The organism is Streptomyces zaomyceticus, from assembly GCF_014656215.1.
GTDB classification, from domain to species: Bacteria; Actinomycetota; Actinomycetes; order Streptomycetales; family Streptomycetaceae; genus Streptomyces; species Streptomyces zaomyceticus.
The window spans coordinates 36,637-54,495 of sequence record NZ_BNBZ01000026.1; the positions used below are offsets into that span (position 1 = coordinate 36,637).

The following is a 17,859-nucleotide window of genomic DNA, read 5'->3' on the forward strand; positions in this document are numbered from 1 at the left end:
CGTACGTCCGTGCGGCGGGGGCGGCTGAGCCGCGCGCACCAGGGGTGGACCGCGAAGGGTCGGTACGCGCGGAAAAGCGGGGGTGGTGCTGCGCCGACACGGCACCACCCGCCGCTCACATCACCTTCACTCAGGAAGCCCGTCGTCGACCAGAGTTGCAAAGGGTTGCAGGATTACCCGAACCGGGCCTCGCGGGACGGTTCCGAACGGCACGATGGGCACCGACACTCCGGACATCTGCCCTGTGCAGAACCGATACAGCACCCCGGGTGGCTGGGAGAGACCGATGAATAACACTCAGCTCGACATGAAGCGCCTCGCCGCCATGGACGCGGCCCAGGCCACCCGGCTGCTGCACCGGGTCCGCGAGGAGACCCTGGCGGGCCGTACGCCCCCGATCGCGCCCCGCGCCGTGATCGACGCGTCCTGGCAGCGGATGGCCCGGCTCGGGCTCGACCCCGACCGGGGGACGGACAGCGTGCTGCTCCAGCGCGACGAGCTGGAGCAGCGGCGCAGGACCACGCTCCTCTCCGAGGTCATGCAGACGCTGAGCGGCGGACTCGCGGGCATCGCCGACACCTCGCTCCAGATCATGGTGGTCACCGACGAGCACGGCCGGGTGCTGTGGCGGCAGGGAAACCCGGCGGTCATGCGACAGGCGAACGGCATCTGTCTGGAGGAGGGCGCGGCCTGGACCGAGCACACGACCGGCACCAACGCGGTCGGCACGGCCCTCGCCATGGGCCGGGCGGTGCAGGTGCACTCCGCCGAGCACTACGTCCAGGCGCTGCACAACTGGACCTGCGCCGCCGCCCCCGTCCACGATCCGCGCGACCGGCGGCTGCTCGGCATCCTGGACGTGAGCGGTCCGGCGTCCACCTTCCATCCGGCGATGCTCGCCCTGGTCGGCTCGGTGGCCCAGCTCGCCGAGGCCGAGATGCGGGAGCGGCACCGCGGATCGGTGGAGCGGCTGCGGGCGGTGGCCGCGCCGATCCTGTGCCGGGTGGGCGGCCGGGCGATCGCGGTGGACACCCACGGCTGGACGGCGGCGGTGACCGGTCTCGCCCCGGTGGACCGCGTCCCGCTGCCGAAGTCCTTCCGGTCCGGCCGGCTGTGGCTGCCCTCGCTCGGCGTGTGCGCGGTGGAGCCGCTCCCGGGCGGCTGGCTGCTGCGCGTGGAGGAGGAGACCCCGGGCGAGGAGCCGGGCACGGAGGCGGCCAGCCGGGTGGTCCTCGACCTGAGCCGGCCGCGCCGCTGGACGGTGTCCGTCTCGGGGGCGGCCGGCAGCTGGCAGCAGGAGCTGAGTCCCCGGCACGCGGAGCTCCTCTGTGTCCTGGCGATGCACCGGGACGGGCGGACGGCCGCGGAGCTGGCGGACGACGTGTTCGGGGACCGTACGCGGACGGTGACCGTGCGGGCGGAGATGTCCCGGGTACGGCGGAACCTGGCCGGGGTCCTCGCGCACCGGCCGTACCGCTTCCGCGAGGAGGTCGCGGTGGAGGTCCTGCGCCCGGAGCTCCCGGCGGACCTGCTGCCCCACTCGCTGGCGCCGGCGATCCGGGCGGAGACCGCGCCGTAGGCAGCACACCGGCGCGGGCCGGTCCGCGGCTGTCCACATGGCGGACGGGTGTGCGCCGGCGGCGTCCCGGGTGCCCGTCCCCACACCCGGCCGGCCTGGGAATTCGCCGCTCCGCATGATGCGATGACCTCATGAGCATCACTCTCACCACCTGGTCCCTCGAACAGACCTCCCCGTCCGACCTGCGTCCCGCCACCCCGCCGGAGGGCGACGACATCACGATCCGGCGCGCCGAGGTGCCGTCGGCGGAGTTCAGCCGCTTCCTCTACACCGCGGTCGGCGGCGACATCCGCTGGGCCGACCGGCTGTCGCTGACGTACAAGCAGTGGCAGGAGATCGTGGAGAAGCCGGGCGCCGAGATCTGGGTGGCGTACGACAGGGGCACGCCGGCCGGGTATGTGGAGCTCGACCCGCAGGACGACGGAGTGGTGGAGATCGTCTACTTCGGCCTGGTCCCGGCCTTCCGGGGGCGCCGGATCGGCGGTCATCTGCTGTCGGTCGGGGTGGCGCGGGCCTGGGACCTGGCCGCGCGCTGGCCGGAGCGGGAGGCGACGAAGCGCGTCTGGCTGCACACCTGCTCGCTCGACGGCCCGCACGCGATGGCCAACTACGAGCGCCGCGGCTTCCGTCTCTTCGACACCAAGGTCGAGGAGACGGAGGAGACCGAGACCCCCGGCCCCTGGCCCGGCGCCCAGGCCTGAGCGCCCCGGCCGAGCCCTCATACGGGACCGTTCGGTACCGCCGCACGCGTGGGGGCCTCCCACGCACCCCGCCGGAGACCCGTGAAGGGGCCCTGATCAGGGCCCCTTTCGCGTGACCCGCGCCACACCATCTCAACAAGCGAGACATGTACGTCCGCATCCTGGACGATGCTGGACTGGGTCCAAAGTCCCGTGACACGCTTCCGTCATGTCTGGAACTGGAATTGCCTTGGTGAGTCGGCGGCACGTCGACCTAGGCCGCATGTCCAGCGCCATCTGTCCGGCGCGCTGAGAGAACCAGCACCGCCGCGATCACTTTTCAGCACGACTCTGCCCGACCCCTGCTGCGCACTGACGCGCCACCCTCTGACCTGAGCGCCAGTGTGCAGGTCAGAGCCGCCCTCTCGCAGTCCCGAAGGACACATCGCCATGGCCGCCACCCCGGAAAACCCCACTCCCGCCGCCGCACGCCGCAAGACCGGGCGCCACCGTGGCGAGGGTCAGTGGGCCGTGGGGCACTTCACCCCCCTGAACGGCAATGAGCAGTTCAAGAAGGACGACGACGGTCTCAACGTACGGACACGTATTGAGACGGTCTACTCGAAGCGCGGATTCGACTCCATCGACCCCAACGACCTGCGCGGACGCATGCGCTGGTGGGGCCTCTACACCCAGCGCAAGCAGGGTCTGGACGGCACCAAGACGGGTGTCCTGGAGCCGGAGGAGCTGGACGACGAGTACTTCATGCTCCGCGTCCGCATCGACGGCGGCCGGCTGACCACCGAGCAGCTCCGGGTCATCGGCGAGATCTCCGAGGAGTTCGCCCGCGGCACCGCCGACATCACGGACCGGCAGAACGTCCAGTACCACTGGATCCGCATCGAGGACGTCCCCGAGATCTGGAACCGCCTGGAGGCGGTCGGCCTGTCCACCACCGAGGCCTGCGGCGACACCCCGCGTGTCATCCTCGGCTCCCCGGTGGCCGGCATCGCGGCCGACGAGATCATCGACGGCACGCCCGCGATCGACGAGATCTACCGTCGGATCGTCGGCAACAAGGACTTCTCCAACCTGCCCCGCAAGTTCAAGTCCGCAGTCTCCGGCTCGCCCCAGCTCGACGTGGCGCACGAGATCAACGACATCGCCTTCGTCGGCGTGAACCACCCGGAGCACGGCCCCGGCTTCGACGTCTGGGTCGGCGGCGGTCTCTCCACCAACCCCAAGCTGGGCGTCCGCCTCGGCACCTGGGTCTCCCTCGACGAGGTCCCGGACGTCTACGAGGGCGTCATCTCGATCTTCCGCGACTACGGCTACCGCCGGCTGCGCAACCGCGCCCGTCTGAAGTTCCTCGTCGCCGACTGGGGCCCGGAGAAGTTCCGCCAGGTCCTGGAGGACGAGTACCTCCGGCGCAAGCTGACCGACGGCCCCGCTCCCGACCAGCCCGCGGGCCAGTGGCGCGACCACATGGGTGTGCACCGGCAGAACGACGGCCGGTTCTACATCGGCTTCGCCCCGCGCGTGGGCCGGGTCGACGGCGCCACCCTCACCAAGATCGCCGGCCTGGCCGAGCAGCACGGCTCCGGTCGGCTGCGCACCACCGCGGACCAGAAGATGATCCTCCTCGACGTCGAGGAGGACCGGCTCGAATCGGCGGTCGCCGCCCTCGAGGCCCTCGACCTCCGGGTGAACCCGACCCCGTTCCGGCGCGGCACGATGGCCTGCACCGGCATCGAGTTCTGCAAGCTCGCGATCGTCGAGACCAAGGCCCGCGGGGCCTCGCTCATCGACGAGCTGGAGCGCCGCATCCCGGAGTTCGACGAGCCGCTGACCATCAACATCAACGGCTGCCCCAACGCCTGCGCCCGTATCCAGGTCGCGGACATCGGTCTCAAGGGCCAGCTGGTCCTGGACGACGAGGGCAACCGCGTCGAGGGCTACCAGGTGCACCTGGGCGGCGCCCTCGGCCTGGAGGCCGGCTTCGGCCGCAAGGTGCGCGGCCTCAAGGTCACCGCGGCCGAGCTCCCCGACTACGTGGAGCGGGTCCTCAAGCGCTTCCAGTCGGAGCGCGAGACCGGCGAGCGCTTCGCGACCTGGGCGGCCCGCGCTTCGGAAGAGGCCCTGTCATGAGCGAGCGTGCCGCACCGTTCCACTGCCCCTACTGCGGCGACGAGGACCTGCGTCCCAACGAGCTGGGTCACGGCGCCTGGGAATGCGCCGCGTGCAGTCGAGCCTTCCAGCTGAAGTTCCTGGGGCTGCTCGCCCCGGCGACTTCGAGCAACACCCCTGGAGGGAAAGAGATATGACGGTCACCCAGGAAGCCACCACGGCCGACCTCAAGGCACTCGCCGAGCAGGCCGGCCGTGATCTGGAGGACGCCTCCGCGCTGGACATCATCCGGTGGGCCGTGGACACCTTCGGCGAGGGCTTCTGCGTCACCTCCTCCATGGAGGACGCGGTCGTCGCGCATCTCGCCTCGCGCGTCCGGCCCGGCGTGGACGTCGTCTTCCTCGACACCGGCTACCACTTCGAGGAGACCATCGGCACCCGTGACGCCGTGGACGCCGTCATGGACGTCAACGTCATCACCCTGACCCCGCGCCGGACGGTGGCCGAGCAGGACGCCGAGCACGGCCCGAAGCTGCACGACCGGAACCCCGACCTGTGCTGCGCGCTCCGCAAGGTCAAGCCGCTCGAAGAGGGCCTGACCCGGTACGGCGCCTGGGCGACCGGCCTGCGCCGCGACGAGTCCCCGACCCGGGCGAACACCCCGGTCGTCGGCTGGGACGAGAAGCGGCGGAAGGTCAAGGTCTCCCCCATCGCCCGCTGGACGCAGGACGACGTCGACGCCTACGTCATGGAGCACGGAGTCCTCACCAACCCGCTCCTCATGGACGGATACGCCTCCGTCGGCTGCGCCCCCTGCACCCGCCGGGTCCTGGAGGGCGAGGACGCCCGCGCGGGACGCTGGGCGGGCCGCGCCAAGACCGAATGCGGGCTGCACGGATGACGGACACTCAGAACATTCAGGAGAAGCACGTGACGGGTGCCACCATCTGGCTCACCGGCCTGCCGAGCGCCGGAAAGACGACCATCGCGTACGAGCTGGCCGGCCGGCTGCGCGAGGAGGGCCACCGGGTCGAGGTGCTCGACGGCGACGAGATCCGCGAGTTCCTCTCCGCGGGCCTCGGCTTCACCCGCGAGGACCGGCACACCAACGTGCAGCGGATCGGCTTCGTCGCGGAGCTGCTCGCCTCCAACGGCGTGAAGGTCCTCGTCCCCGTCATCGCCCCGTACGAGGACAGCCGCGAGGCGGTCCGCAAGCGCCACGCCTCCGAAGGCACCCCGTACGTCGAGGTGCACGTCGCCACTCCGGTGGACGTGTGCTCCGTACGCGATGTGAAGGGGCTTTACGCCAAGCAGGCCGCCGGCGAGATCAGCGGGCTGACCGGCGTCGACGACCCGTACGACGAGCCGCGCAACCCCGATCTTCGGATCGAGTCCCACACCCAGACCGTGCAGGAGTCGGCAGCGACGCTCCACGCGCTGCTCACCGAGAGGGGTCTCGCATGACGACCGTCGCTCATGTTCACGACAGCACGGACAGCCCGTTCGCGCTGTCGCACCTCGACTCCCTGGAGTCCGAGGGCGTCCACATCTTCCGCGAGGTGGCGGGCGAGTTCGAGCGGCCGGTGATCCTCTTCTCCGGCGGCAAGGACTCCATCGTCATGCTGCACCTGGCGCTGAAGGCCTTCGCCCCCGCGGCGATCCCCTTCACGCTGCTGCACGTCGACACCGGGCACAACTTCCCCGAGGTCCTCGAGTACCGCGACCGTGTCGTCGCCCAGCACGGACTGCGGCTGCACGTCGCCTCCGTGCAGGAGTACATCGACGCCGGCAAGCTGCGCGAGCGCCCCGACGGCACCCGCAACCCGCTGCAGACCGTCCCGCTCACCGAGGCGATCCAGCAGCACCGCTTCGACGCCGTCTTCGGCGGCGGCCGCCGCGACGAGGAGAAGGCCCGCGCCAAGGAGCGGGTGTTCTCGCTGCGCGACGAGTTCTCGCAGTGGGACCCGCGCCGCCAGCGCCCCGAGCTGTGGCAGCTCTACAACGGCCGCCACGCGCCCGGCGAGCACGTCCGCGTCTTCCCGCTGTCCAACTGGACCGAGCTCGACGTGTGGCAGTACATCCAGCGCGAGAAGATCGAGCTCCCGGGCATCTACTTCGCCCATGAGCGCGAGGTCTTCGCCCGCAGCGGCATGTGGCTGACCGCCGGCGACTGGGGCGGCCCCAAGGAGTCGGAGACGACCGAGACGCGGCTGATCCGCTACCGCACCGTCGGTGACATGTCCTGCACCGGTGCCGTCGACTCCGACGCCACCACGCTGGACGCCGTCATCGCCGAGATCGCCGCCTCCCGGCTCACCGAGCGGGGCGCGACCCGCGCCGACGACAAGATGTCCGAGGCCGCGATGGAAGACCGCAAGCGCGAAGGGTACTTCTAGCCATGACGAGCACCACCGAGCAGTTCGCCGACGTGGCGGCCACGACCCTGCTGCGCTTCGCCACCGCCGGCTCCGTCGACGACGGCAAGTCCACCCTGGTGGGCCGGCTCCTCCACGACTCCAAGTCGGTCCTCACCGACCAGCTGGAGGCCGTCGAGGCCGCGTCCCTCAAGCGCGGGCAGGAGGCGCCCGACCTGGCGCTCCTCACCGACGGGCTGCGGGCCGAGCGCGAGCAGGGCATCACCATCGACGTGGCCTACCGCTACTTCGCGACGCCCCGCCGCCGCTTCATCCTCGCCGACACCCCCGGGCACGTGCAGTACACCCGGAACATGGTGACCGGCGCCTCCACCGCCGAGCTGGCCGTGGTCCTCGTCGACGCCCGCAACGGCGTGGTCGAGCAGACCCGCCGGCACGCCGCCGTCGCCGCGCTGCTGCGCGTCCCGCACGTCGTCCTGGCCGTGAACAAGATGGACCTGGTCGACTACCGGGAGCCCGTCTTCGCCGCGATCGCCGAGGAGTTCACGACGTACGCCTCCGAGCTCGGCGTCCCGGAGATCACCGCGATCCCGATCTCCGCGCTGGCCGGCGACAACGTCGTGGAGCCCTCCGCCAACATGGACTGGTACGGCGGCCCGACGGTGCTGGAGCACCTGGAGACCGTCCCCGTCAGCCACGACCTGACGGCCTGCCACGCGCGCTTCCCCGTGCAGTACGTGATCCGTCCGCAGACCGCCGAGCACCCCGACTACCGGGGCTACGCCGGTCAGATCGCGGCCGGTGCCTTCCGGGTCGGCGAGCCGATCACGGTCCTGCCTTCGGGGAAGACCTCCACGATCGCCGGGATCGACGCGCTCGGCGAGTCCGTGGACATCGCCTGGGCCCCGCAGTCGGTGACGATCCGGCTCGCCGACGACATCGACATCTCGCGCGGCGACCTGCTCGCCCCGAGCGGTGACGCCCCGGCGACCACGCAGGACATCGAGGCGACCGTCTGCCACGTGGCGGACCGGGCCCTCTCCGTCGGGCAGCGGGTGCTGCTCAAGCACACGACCCGCACGGTCAAGGCGATCGTCAGGGAGATCCCCTCGCGGCTCACCCTGGACGACCTCTCCCAGCACCCGAACCCGGGTCAGCTGGTCGCCAACGACATCGGCCGTGTCGTGGTGCGCACGGCCGAGCCGCTCGCGCTCGACGCGTACGCGGACTCGCGCCGTACCGGTTCGTTCCTGCTGATCGACCCGGCGGACGGCACCACCCTGGCGGCGGGCATGGCGGGCGAGTCCTTCGCCTCCAGGGCCGAGACCACCGTCCAGGCGGATGAAGAAGGGTGGGACTTCTAGGATCATGCTCTCCGACATCTACTCGACCTTCGCGAAGGAGGGTGGCCGCGTAGGCAGCGGCACCCTCGGCAGTGGCCAGGGAGGGGTGGCGCGATGTGCGCGATGACGTACGCGCACCGCATGCGCGCCCACACCCCCCACGAGCTGTACCTGCCCCAGCACCACCGCCGAAGACGTGCGTCATGAGACCACGTACCGAGAGGAAAGCCTCCCGTGTCTGCCAACGGAAATTCCCGCACCACCCGTAACACCGTGCGCCGCAGCATCGTCGCCGCCGCCGCGCTGCCCCTCCTGGTCGGTGCCCTCGCCTCGTGCGGCTACGGCTCCAACGCGAAGGACGAGTCCGCGGACAAGAAGGCCCCGGTCGCGGCCGACGCCAAGAAGCTCTCCGCCGACGAGGTCCGGGTCGGCTACTTCCCGAACCTGACCCACGCCACCGCCCTCATCGGCGTCAAGGACGGCCTGATCCAGAAGGAGCTGGGCGGCACCACGTTGAAGCCGCAGACCTTCAACGCCGGCCCGTCCGAGATCGAGGCGCTCAACGGCGGCTCCCTCGACATCGGCTTCATCGGCCCCTCGCCGTCCATCAACGCCTACGTCAAGTCCAAGGGCAAGAACCTGCGGATCATCTCCGGCTCCGCCTCCGGCGGCGTGAAGCTGGTCGTGAACCCGGACAAGATCAAGACCCTGGACGACCTCAAGGGCAAGCGGATCGCCACCCCGCAGAAGGGCAACACCCAGGACGTGGCGCTCCTCAACTGGATCGCCGAGAAGGGCTGGAAGGTCGACCCGGAGTCCGGCAAGGGTGACGTCTCCGTCGTCCGCACGGACAACAAGGTCACCCCGGACGCCTTCAAGTCCGGCTCCATCGACGGCGCCTGGGTTCCCGAGCCGACCGCCTCGAAGCTGGTCGCCCAGGGCGGCTCGGTCCTCCTGGACGAGACCTCCCTGTGGCCCGACAAGAAGTTCGTCATCACGAACGTGATCGTGTCGCAGAAGTTCCTCGCGGAGCACCCGGACGTGGTCGAGGCCGTGCTGACGGGCACGGTGAAGACCAACGAGTGGATCAACGCCAACCCGGACAAGGCGAAGGCGTCCGCCAACGAGGCGCTGAAGGCGCTCGGCGGCAAGGCCCTGGACGCCAAGGTCATCGACCCGGCGTGGCCGAGCATCGCGATCACGAACGACCCGCTGGCCGCGACGCTGAAGACCCAGTCCGAGTGGGCGGTCAAGGCCGAGCTCATCAAGCAGCCCGACCTGGCCGGCATCTACGACCTGAAGCTCCTCAACAAGGTGCTGAAGGCCGCGGGCAAGCCCGAGGTCTCCGACGCCGGTCTCGGCGTCAAGTAACCGCCCCGAGCAGCTCACAGACCGCGAATCCGTAACCCCAGGAGGTGACGACCATGGCCACGACGTTCGCCAAGGCTGCCGAGGGCACCGTAGCGGAGCAGACGCACGCCGCCCGGATCGAGCACGTCTCGAAGTCCTTCTCCGGCCCGGCCGGTACCCAACTCGTCCTGGACGACGTCAGTCTCGACGTCGCTCCCGGCGAGTTCGTCACCATCCTGGGGGCATCGGGGTGCGGTAAGTCCACCCTGCTGAACCTGGTCGCGGGACTCGACCGGCCGACCCAGGGGTCCATCGAGACCCCGGGCGGCCGGCCGGCCCTGATGTTCCAGGAGCACGCCCTCTTCCCGTGGCTGACCGCGGGCAAGAACATCGAACTCGCCCTGCGTCTGCGCGGGGTGGCCAAGTCCGAGCGCAGGCCTGAGGCCGAGCGGCTGCTCGAACTCGTCCGGCTCGGCGGCGCGTACGGCAAGCGGGTGCACGAGCTGTCCGGCGGTATGCGGCAGCGCGTGGCCCTGGCCAGGGCGCTGGCCCAGGACAGCCAGCTGCTGCTGATGGACGAGCCGTTCGCGGCCCTGGACGCCATCACCCGTGACGTGCTGCACGGCGAGCTCACCCGCATCTGGGAAGAGACCAACCTCTCGGTCCTCTTCGTCACCCACAACGTGCGGGAGGCCGTGCGCCTCGCGCAGCGGGTCGTCCTCCTCTCCTCCCGTCCCGGCCGGGTGGCGAAGGAGTGGACCGTGGGCATCGAGCAGCCGCGCCGCATCGAGGACGCGGACGTGGCCGAGCTGTCCCTTGAGATCACTGAACACCTGCGTGGGGAGATCCGCCGCCATGGCCAGCACTGACACCGCAGCGACGGTCAAGAAGGACGACCTCGCCGGTCTGGAGGCCGGACTCGACGCCCTGGACGCGGTCGAGATCCGCCGCACCCCGGTCCGGGAGGTCCTGCTCAAGAAGGTCCTCCCGCCCACCATCGCCGTCGCCCTGGTCCTCGCGGTCTGGCAGATCCTCGTCTCCGCGAAGATCACCGAGGAGACCAAGCTGCCCGCACCGTCCGCGGTGTGGGACGGCCTGGTCGACATGTGGCTCCAGGGCACCCTGCTGGAGGTCGTCTGGACCAGCGTGTCCCGGGGTCTGGCCGGCTTCCTGCTGGCCCTCGCCATCGGCACCCCGCTGGGCCTGCTGGTCGCCCGGGTGAAGTTCGTGCGCGCCGCGATCGGCCCGATCCTGTCGGGTCTGCAGTCGCTGCCCTCGGTGGCGTGGGTGCCGCCGGCCGTGCTCTGGTTCGGCCTGAACGACGCGATGATGTTCACGGTGATCCTGCTGGGCGCCGTCCCGTCCATCGCCAACGGTCTGGTCTCCGGTGTCGACCAGGTCCCGCCGCTCTTCCTGCGGGCCGGCCGCACCATGGGCGCCACCGGCCTCAAGGGCACCTGGCACGTGGTCCTCCCGGCCGCGCTGCCCGGCTACCTGGCCGGCCTGAAGCAGGGCTGGGCGTTCTCCTGGCGCTCGCTGATGGCCGCCGAGATCATCGCCTCCTCCCCGGATCTGGGTCTGGGTCTGGGGCAGTTGCTGGAGAACGGCCGGAACAACATCGATCTGCCCGGCGTGTTCCTGGCGATCCTGCTGATCCTGGTCGTCGGCATCGCGATCGACCTGCTGATCTTCAGCCCGCTGGAGCGCTGGGTGCTCCGCAGCCGCGGCCTGCTGGTGAAGTGAGCCGACCGACCATGAACCGACCTGTGCTCCTCGTCATCGCCCACGGCAGCCGCGACCCGCGGCACGCGGCGACCGTCCAGGCGCTGGTGCGCCGGGCCGGCGCGCTGCGGCCGGGGGTGCGCGTGGAGACGGCGTTCCTGGACTTCAACCTGCCCTCGGTGACGGGGGTGCTCGACCGGCTCGCCGCCGAGGGGACACGGGACGTGGTCGCGCTTCCGCTGCTGCTGACCCGGGCCTTCCACGCGAAGGCCGACGTGCCCGCCGTCCTGCGCCAGGCGCCTCCGTCGCTGCGGATCCACCAGGCGGAGGTCCTCGGCCCCTCCCCGCTGCTGATCGCGGCGGTGGAGCGGCGGCTGTACGAGGCCGGGCTCACGCCCGGCGACAAGAGCACGACCGGGGTCGTTCTGGCCTCGGCGGGCTCCACGGACCCGGAGGCGATCGCGGTGATCGCAGAAACGGCGCGGGAGCTGCGGCGCACCGGTTGGTGCTCCGTGCGGCCCGCGTTCGCCTCCGCATCTCTTCCGCGTACGGAGGACGCCGTACGCGCCCTGCGCGGCGACGCGGGCGTCCGGCGGGTGGCCGTCGCCCCGTACGTGATCGCCCCCGGCCGCCTCCCGGACCGCATCGCGGCGGGCGCGGCGGACGCGGATGTCCTGGCGGACGTCCTCGGCCCCTCCCCCGAGCTGGCCCGGCTGCTCCTGGAGCGCTACGACGGGGCCCTCGCGAGCCGTGTCGTCGTGGCCCACTCCGCCTAGGCCGTTCCTTCCGCTTCTTCCGCACCTTCCGGATCTTCCGGATCTTCCGGGGCGTCGTCGGACACGGCGACGGCAGCCGCGGCGAAAGCCCTCGTACAGCCGATAACCCTCGGTGGTCCGCGTCTCGTTCATACCGTCGACGCCACGGAGCGGCCGGCGGGTGGTCCTGAGGTTTCGCGACCCGGGTGGTGCGCGAAAATTCTTGGCCCGTCCGTACATCCTTGGGGCCCTCTCGTGCGTCTTCTGTGCGCCGGGCCGTTGCGGACCCGGAAGACATCGGTTTCTACCAAGGGCAGAAGACTTTGATCACTTCGAGACTCGGCGTACGCAGCGCCCTGACGGTCACGATCACGGCCTCGGCCGTACTGGCCGGCGGCGTCTTCGCCGGCCAGGCGTACGCCGCGCCGCCGCCCGCGCCGTCGATCACCGCCGCCGGCGGTTTCGTCATGAACAACGGGACGGGCGCGACGCTGTTCGGGAAGGCCGCGGACACCCGCCGGTCCACCGGCTCGACCACCAAGATCATGACCGCGAAGGTGGTGCTGGCCCAGCGAGGGCTGAACCTGGACGCCAAGGTCACCGTCGACAAGGCGTACAGCGACTACATCGTCTCCAAGAACGCCTCGTCCGCCCGGCTCATCGTCGGCGACAAGGTGACGGTCCGACAGCTCCTGTACGGCCTGATGCTGCCGTCGGGCTGTGACGCGGCCTACGCCCTGGCCGACAAGTTCGGCACCGGCACGACGCGGGCGGCCCGCATCAAGTCGTTCATCGGGAAGATGAACACCGAGGCCAGGAACCTCGGCATGCGGAACACCCACTTCGACTCGTTCGACGGAATAAGCAATGGGAGCAACTACTCGACTCCTCGCGATCTGACCAAGCTCGCGAGCAGTGCGATGAAGAACTCCACGTTCCGCACCGTGGTCGCGACGAAGTCCACGAAGCAGAAGGTGACCACGAGGTCCGGCGGTTACCGGTACATGTCGTGGACCAACACGAACAAGCTCCTGAGCACCTACAGCGGTGCGATCGGGGTGAAGACCGGCTCCGGCCCGCAGGCCAAGTACTGCCTGGTCTTCGCGGCCACCCGCAACGGCAAGACGGTCATCGGCACCGTGCTCGCCTCGACGAACGAGACGAACAGGGCCGCCGACGTGAAGAAGCTGCTGGACTACGGCTTCCGCCGGTGATGCGGCGGCCCCCGGCCCACCACGGTGCCGGGGCCGCCCCCGGCTGCCTCCCGCTCGCCGGGAGGCAGCCCCCGCACCGCACCCCCTCCGGGTGTGCGGACACCCGGCCCTAGGCCGTGTCTAGCCGAAGTCGAGGCCGCCCGTGCGGGTGCGCTTGAGCTCGAAGAGGTCCGGGTGGCCGGCCAGGACGCGGAAGCTGTCGAAGAGTTCGGCCGCGCGCTCGCCGCGCGGGACGGCACGCAGGACCGGGCCGAACCAGACGGTGCCGTCGACATGGATCGTCGGGGTGCCGACGTACGCCCCGGCCTCGGGGTCCTTGCCCGCGTCGTGGCTGCGGCGCACGACCTCGTCGTACGCGGGGTCGTGGGCGGCCTCGGCCAGCTCGGCGGGAAGGCCGAGTTCGGTGAGCGACTCGGCGACGACCGCGTCGAAGTCCGTCTGCTTCTTCTCGTGGATACGGGTTCCGTACGCGGTGTAGAGCGGGCGCAGGATCTCCTCGCCGTGCTGTGCGGCGGCCGCCGCCGCGACTCTGACGGGGCCGATGGAGGCGTCGACGAGTTCCCGGTACCAGTCGGGCAGGGTGTTGCCCTCGTTGTGCAGGTACAGACTCATGACCTTGAAGCGGAGGTCGATGTCCCGTTCGCGCTCGACCTCCAGGATCCATCGGGAGGTGATCCAGGCGAAGGGGCAGGCGGGGTCGAAGTAGAAGTCGACGGTGGGGCGGGACGAGGTCGGCGGCTGGATCTCGGTGGTCGTCATGCATCGAATCTAGCCAGCGAGTGGCCTGTCCCCATGGTCCAATCGACAGCCATTGAAGTGGGCCACTTCCCCTCTCAGTCCTCGCGTGTCATCTCCACCAGCTTGGCGACCGTGTTCCAGTTGCGGGCGGTGACCACCAGCCCCTTGACGACGGACGGCCGGGCGAGGACCTCGGCCAGCCGGGACCTGCCCAGCCCTTCGGGGACGTAGAGGTAGACGACCCGGTCGCCGAGGGCGAATTCCTCGGGGAGATGGGTCTCCCGGTCGATCGCGGCGAAGCGCTCGGCGTCGGCGGGACCGGAGAGATAGAGGGCGTGGAGCTGCTTGCCCTCCAGTTCGGCCGCCGGGAAGGGGCAGGCCTCGGCCACCGCGGCCAGGTAGTCGGCGTCGCGGACGAGGCAGTCGACGCGGAAGCCGAAGTGCCCCTCGATCGCGCCCTCGATCGCGGTGGTGAGCGTGTCGGCGGAGGCGGCGGAGTCGGTGGTGAAGACGGCGTTGCCGCTCTGCAGATAGGTGCGGACGTCCTGGTGCCCGAGGCCCTCGAGGACGGAACGGAGCTCCGCCATGGGAACCTTCCGGTGGCCGCTCACATTGATGCCGCGCAGCAGGAGCGCGTATGTCTGCGTCATGGGCTCAGAGTAGGCGGGCCACCGCGCCTCGTGGGGGGCGGCGCGGTGGCCGGTTCGAACACTGTCCGATCAGGGGAGCCGCGAGAAGCCCCTTCATCCATCTGTGACTTATTCAACAATGTTTCGTAATGGCGAACCCCTCACGAGCGGTTCATTTGCGCTGATAGCGGGCGAGGACCCGGTTGCCGTCCTCGACCAGCCTGCGGCGCAGTTCGGCCGCGTCGATCGCGCCGCTGTAGTACTCCTGGAAGGCCGGTGTCGCCACCTTGTCCTTCCACTCCGGGTATCCCCGTACCGACTGGGCGGGCGCCGGGCGCAGCTTCTCGGCCACCGCGGCGCCGGTCGCCCAGCCGTCCCGGGCGGTGCGCAGGGAGGGGTCGGCGAGCGCGGCCGTCCCGGTGGGCAGCATCCAGTCACCGCGCGCGAGCCGCACCATGTTCTCCGGGCGCAGGAAGAAGTCGAGGAACGCCATCGCCTCCTTCTTGTGCGGGCTGTCCTCGGAGATCGACAGCGTCTGCGGGGAGACGCCCTGGGTGAGTCCGGCGCTCCCGGCGGGGGCGGGCAGCACCGTCCACTCGAATCCCTCGGGTGCCTGCTGCGCGATCTGCTGCCGGTAGGCGAAGCCGAGCGGAACCATGGCGTACTTGCCGGCGAAGAAGCCGGGCAGCGTGTCGGAGCCGCCGCTGCCGAGCGTGGTGCGCGGGGCCGTGCGGTCGTTGACGACCTGGTCGTGAACGGTGCCGGGGACGACGGCGTCGGCCTCGGTGAAGCGGACGGTGACCCGGCCGTCGGCCTCCCGGTGGAAGAGCCGGCCGCCGGCGGAGAGCCCGAGGTTGAGGCTCACGGAGACGGGTTCCTTGAGGGGCCAGGCGACGGCGTACCGGCCGGGTCCCATGCTTCGGGTGAGGTCCTGGGTGATCTGCCGGAACTCCGCCCAAGTCCAGGGCTTCGACGGGGTGGGGACGCGGACGCCGGAGGAGTCGAGGATCTTCCGGTTGGCGATGATCACGCGCGGTTCCTGGAGGAACGGCACGCCGTAGATCCCCTCGCCGAAGGTGGTGGTCCGCCAGCCGGCGGCGGGGATGTCGGCGCGGAGCCGTTCGGGCAGCAGGGGGCGGAGGTCGGCGAGGTCGCCGCCGTGGGCGAAGTCGGCCAGGTCGTCGGAGGCGTCGTGGATGATGTCGGGCGCCTCGCCGCCCTCGAAGGAGGTGAGCAGCTGGTCGTGGACGGAGTCCCAACTGCCCTGGACGTAGTCGATCCGGATGTCGGGGTGGGCGGCGTTCCATTCGTCGACCAGCTGCCGGTTGGCGTCGACGGACTCCTTCTGCCAGGCCAGGGACTGGAATCGGAGCCGTACCACCCCGTCGTCCGGCGCCTCGTTCCCGGCGGTGCATCCGGTGAGGAGCAGGGCGAGGACGGCGGTGAGGGGGAGGACGCGTCGTCTCATGACTTCACCGCCCCGGCCAGCATCCCGCCGGTGATCCGTCTCTGGAGGACGGCGAAGACGACGAGGGACGGCAGGGTGGCGAGGAAGGCGGCCGCGGCCAGCGGGCCGAGGTCGGCGACGCCCTCGGCGCCGAGGAAGTGGGTGAGGACCACGGGCAGGGTCTGCTTCTCCGGGGTCTTGAGCAGGACGAGCGCGAAGAAGAACTCGTTCCACGCGGTGACGAAGGCGAAGAGTGCGGTGGCGACGATGCCCGGGGCGAGCAGCGGGGCGGTGACGGAGACGAGGGTACGGAGCCGGCCCGCGCCGTCGACGGCGGCGGCCTCCTCCAGTTCGGCGGGGACGGCGCGGACGTATCCCATGAGCATCCAGAGGGCGAAGGGCAGCGACCAGACCACGTAGACGAGGACGAGCCCGGCCACGCTGTTGACGAGGTGCAGGTTCTTGAGGATCAGGAAGAGCGGGATGATCACCAGGACGAAGGGGAAGGCCTGACTGATCACCACCCAGCCGGTGGCCGCGCCGGCGAGCCGGCCCCGGTGGCGGGCCGTCACATAGGCGAGCGGGGTGGCGACGGCCACCGCGATCAGGGCGGCGGCGACCGCGGCGACCAGGCTGTTGGCGGCGGCCCGGAGCAGTGGCTGTTCGGCGAAGGCCTGCCGGAAGTTGTCGAGCGTGGGGTCCCGCGGGATCCAGGTGGGGTGCAGCGAGGCCAGCTCGGGGGCGGGCTTGAAGGCGGTGGAGACCAGCCAGAGGAAGGGGAGGGCGAGGAAGACCAGATAGGCGAGGAGGGCCAGGTACTGGCCGATCCGCGCGGGTCCGCTCGTCCGGAGGGCGCTCACCGGTCCTGGTCCCCTTTCAGCCTTCGTACGAGGGAGAGGGCGATGAGCACCGAGACGGCGGCGATCATCACACAGCCCATCGCGGCGGCGTAGCCGAACTGTCCGTAGCGGAAGGCCTCTTCGTAGGCGAAGAGCATGGGGAGCCGGGTCCGGCCGCCCGGTCCGCCGCTGGTCAGCACATAGACCAGGGCGAAGGAGTTGAAGTTCCAGATGAGGTTGAGCGCGGTGATGGCGAGGGCCACCGGTCGGAGCGCGGGCCAGGTGACGGTGCGGAAGCGGCGCCAGGCTCCGGCGCCGTCGAGGGCCGCGGCCTCGTGGAGCTCGCGCGGGGTGTTCTGGAGTCCGGCGAGGAGGGCGACGGTGGTCTGCGGCATGCCGGCCCAGATGCCGACGACGACGACGGCGGGGAGGGCGGTGGCGAGCCCCGAGAGCCAGTCGCGGCCCTCGCCGAGGCCGAGGGTGCGGATCGTCTCGTTGAGGATGCCGGCGTCGGGGTTGTAGACCAGGCGCCACATGATGCCGACGACGACCTCGGGCATCGCCCAGGGGACGATCGCGAGGGCCCTGGCAAGCCATCGGAGGCGGAGCGGCTGGTTGAGGAGGAGGGCGAGGCCGAGAGCGAGCAGGAACTGGGGGACGGTGACCCCGACGGCCCAGACCGCGCCGATGCGGAAGGAGTCCCAGAAGAGGGTGTCGTGCAGGAGGTCCTGGAAGTTGAGGGTGCCCACCCAGCGGGTGGCGCCGGTGCGGCCGGACTGGGCGTCCGTGAAGGCCAGCGCGATGCCGTAGAGCAGCGGGCCGACGCTCAGGACGAGGATCGGCAGCAGCGCGGGGAGCACCAGGAACCAGGCACCGAAGTCGGGTCCGCGCGGGCGTTTCGCGGGGGTGGTGCGCGGTGCCCGCGTCCCGTCCGGCCGCCGTTTCGTCGCGGTCACCGAGCTCACTGGTCCGACCCCCGTCCGCCCGATCCGCCGTCGTGGGAACCTCGCCATGGTCCTGACGGGCCCGGGGGCAGTCAAGGCGATCCGCGCGGTGAGCTG

Annotated in this window: 19 protein-coding genes; 14 read left to right on the forward strand and 5 right to left on the reverse strand. The window is 70.7% G+C overall.

Annotation, left to right across the window (positions count from 1 at the left end):
* Window positions 1–286 precede the first annotated feature (286 nt).
* The 14 genes from IE311_RS27640 (at window position 287) to IE311_RS27700 (ending at window position 13,145) form a co-directional block, all read left to right on the forward strand.
* Window positions 287–1,579 (forward strand): GAF domain-containing protein, encoded by a 1,293-nt coding sequence (locus IE311_RS27640; protein ID WP_189834547.1) that lies wholly within the window; start codon window positions 287–289, stop codon window positions 1,577–1,579.
* A 131-nt stretch (window positions 1,580–1,710) separates the two neighbouring features.
* A complete protein-coding gene (locus IE311_RS27645; RefSeq protein ID WP_189834548.1) occupies window positions 1,711–2,280 on the forward strand; it encodes a GNAT family N-acetyltransferase in 570 nt (189 codons plus the stop codon).
* Window positions 2,281–2,488: 208 nt separating this feature from the next.
* Window positions 2,489–2,572, forward strand: coding sequence for a putative leader peptide (locus IE311_RS37380; protein WP_310591794.1), 84 nt, complete (start codon window positions 2,489–2,491; stop codon window positions 2,570–2,572).
* Window positions 2,573–2,709: 137 nt separating this feature from the next.
* Window positions 2,710–4,407 carry a nitrite/sulfite reductase gene (locus IE311_RS27650; RefSeq protein ID WP_189834549.1) on the forward strand — a complete coding sequence of 566 codons (1,698 nt, stop codon included), beginning with the start codon at window positions 2,710–2,712 and terminating at the stop codon, window positions 4,405–4,407.
* Complete coding sequence (locus tag IE311_RS27655) at window positions 4,404–4,583, forward strand: hypothetical protein (RefSeq protein WP_189834550.1); 180 nt, start codon at window positions 4,404–4,406, stop codon at window positions 4,581–4,583. The genes IE311_RS27650 and IE311_RS27655 overlap by 4 nt, the downstream gene beginning before the upstream one ends.
* Window positions 4,580–5,287 carry a phosphoadenylyl-sulfate reductase gene (locus IE311_RS27660; RefSeq protein ID WP_189834551.1) on the forward strand — a complete coding sequence of 236 codons (708 nt, stop codon included), beginning with the start codon at window positions 4,580–4,582 and terminating at the stop codon, window positions 5,285–5,287. Before IE311_RS27655 ends, IE311_RS27660 begins: the two co-directional genes overlap by 4 nt.
* On the forward strand, window positions 5,284–5,850 hold the full coding sequence (cysC, locus tag IE311_RS27665; protein WP_189834552.1) for an adenylyl-sulfate kinase: 567 nt from the start codon (window positions 5,284–5,286) through the stop codon (window positions 5,848–5,850). The genes IE311_RS27660 and cysC overlap by 4 nt, the downstream gene beginning before the upstream one ends.
* The gene (gene cysD, locus IE311_RS27670) at window positions 5,847–6,782 is read left to right on the forward strand and encodes a sulfate adenylyltransferase subunit CysD (protein WP_189834553.1); all 936 of its coding nucleotides are present in this window, start codon (window positions 5,847–5,849) and stop codon (window positions 6,780–6,782) included. Before cysC ends, cysD begins: the two co-directional genes overlap by 4 nt.
* Window positions 6,783–6,784: 2 nt before the next feature.
* Window positions 6,785–8,125, forward strand: a complete 1,341-nt coding sequence (locus IE311_RS27675; protein ID WP_189834554.1) for a sulfate adenylyltransferase subunit 1 — start codon at window positions 6,785–6,787, stop codon at window positions 8,123–8,125.
* Window positions 8,126–8,338: 213 nt separating this feature from the next.
* Window positions 8,339–9,475 carry an aliphatic sulfonate ABC transporter substrate-binding protein gene (locus IE311_RS27680; protein WP_189834555.1) on the forward strand — a complete coding sequence of 379 codons (1,137 nt, stop codon included), beginning with the start codon at window positions 8,339–8,341 and terminating at the stop codon, window positions 9,473–9,475.
* A 53-nt stretch (window positions 9,476–9,528) separates the two neighbouring features.
* A complete protein-coding gene (locus tag IE311_RS27685) occupies window positions 9,529–10,323 on the forward strand; it encodes an ABC transporter ATP-binding protein (RefSeq protein ID WP_189834556.1) in 795 nt (264 codons plus the stop codon).
* Window positions 10,310–11,197: an ABC transporter permease gene (locus IE311_RS27690; RefSeq protein WP_189834557.1), complete on the forward strand. Its 888-nt coding sequence runs from the start codon at window positions 10,310–10,312 to the stop codon at window positions 11,195–11,197. The genes IE311_RS27685 and IE311_RS27690 overlap by 14 nt, the downstream gene beginning before the upstream one ends.
* Window positions 11,198–11,208: 11 nt before the next feature.
* Entirely contained in the window at window positions 11,209–11,952 is a 744-nt protein-coding gene (locus IE311_RS27695) for a sirohydrochlorin chelatase (protein WP_189834558.1), read from the forward strand.
* 302 nt (window positions 11,953–12,254) lie between these two features.
* Window positions 12,255–13,145, forward strand: coding sequence for a D-alanyl-D-alanine carboxypeptidase family protein (locus IE311_RS27700; protein ID WP_229902203.1), 891 nt, complete (start codon window positions 12,255–12,257; stop codon window positions 13,143–13,145).
* Between the two features lie 120 nt (window positions 13,146–13,265).
* Here IE311_RS27700 and IE311_RS27705 read toward each other — a convergent pair whose 3' ends face one another.
* The 5 genes from IE311_RS27705 to IE311_RS27725 all read right to left on the reverse strand — a co-directional run bounded on the left by IE311_RS27705 (window position 13,266) and on the right by IE311_RS27725 (window position 17,763).
* On the reverse strand, window positions 13,266–13,904 hold the full coding sequence (locus IE311_RS27705; RefSeq protein WP_189834559.1) for a mycothiol-dependent nitroreductase Rv2466c family protein: 639 nt from the start codon (window positions 13,902–13,904) through the stop codon (window positions 13,266–13,268).
* Window positions 13,905–13,978: 74 nt separating this feature from the next.
* Complete coding sequence (locus tag IE311_RS27710; protein ID WP_189834560.1) at window positions 13,979–14,533, reverse strand: DUF1697 domain-containing protein; 555 nt, start codon at window positions 14,531–14,533, stop codon at window positions 13,979–13,981.
* Window positions 14,534–14,684: 151 nt separating this feature from the next.
* Window positions 14,685–15,980 (reverse strand): ABC transporter substrate-binding protein, encoded by a 1,296-nt coding sequence (locus IE311_RS27715; RefSeq protein ID WP_189834561.1) that lies wholly within the window; start codon window positions 15,978–15,980, stop codon window positions 14,685–14,687.
* Window positions 15,977–16,819, reverse strand: a complete 843-nt coding sequence (locus tag IE311_RS27720) for a carbohydrate ABC transporter permease (RefSeq protein ID WP_189834562.1) — start codon at window positions 16,817–16,819, stop codon at window positions 15,977–15,979. Before IE311_RS27720 ends, IE311_RS27715 begins: the two co-directional genes overlap by 4 nt.
* Complete coding sequence (locus IE311_RS27725; RefSeq protein ID WP_373313993.1) at window positions 16,816–17,763, reverse strand: carbohydrate ABC transporter permease; 948 nt, start codon at window positions 17,761–17,763, stop codon at window positions 16,816–16,818. The genes IE311_RS27720 and IE311_RS27725 overlap by 4 nt, the downstream gene beginning before the upstream one ends.
* Window positions 17,764–17,859 lie beyond the last annotated feature (96 nt).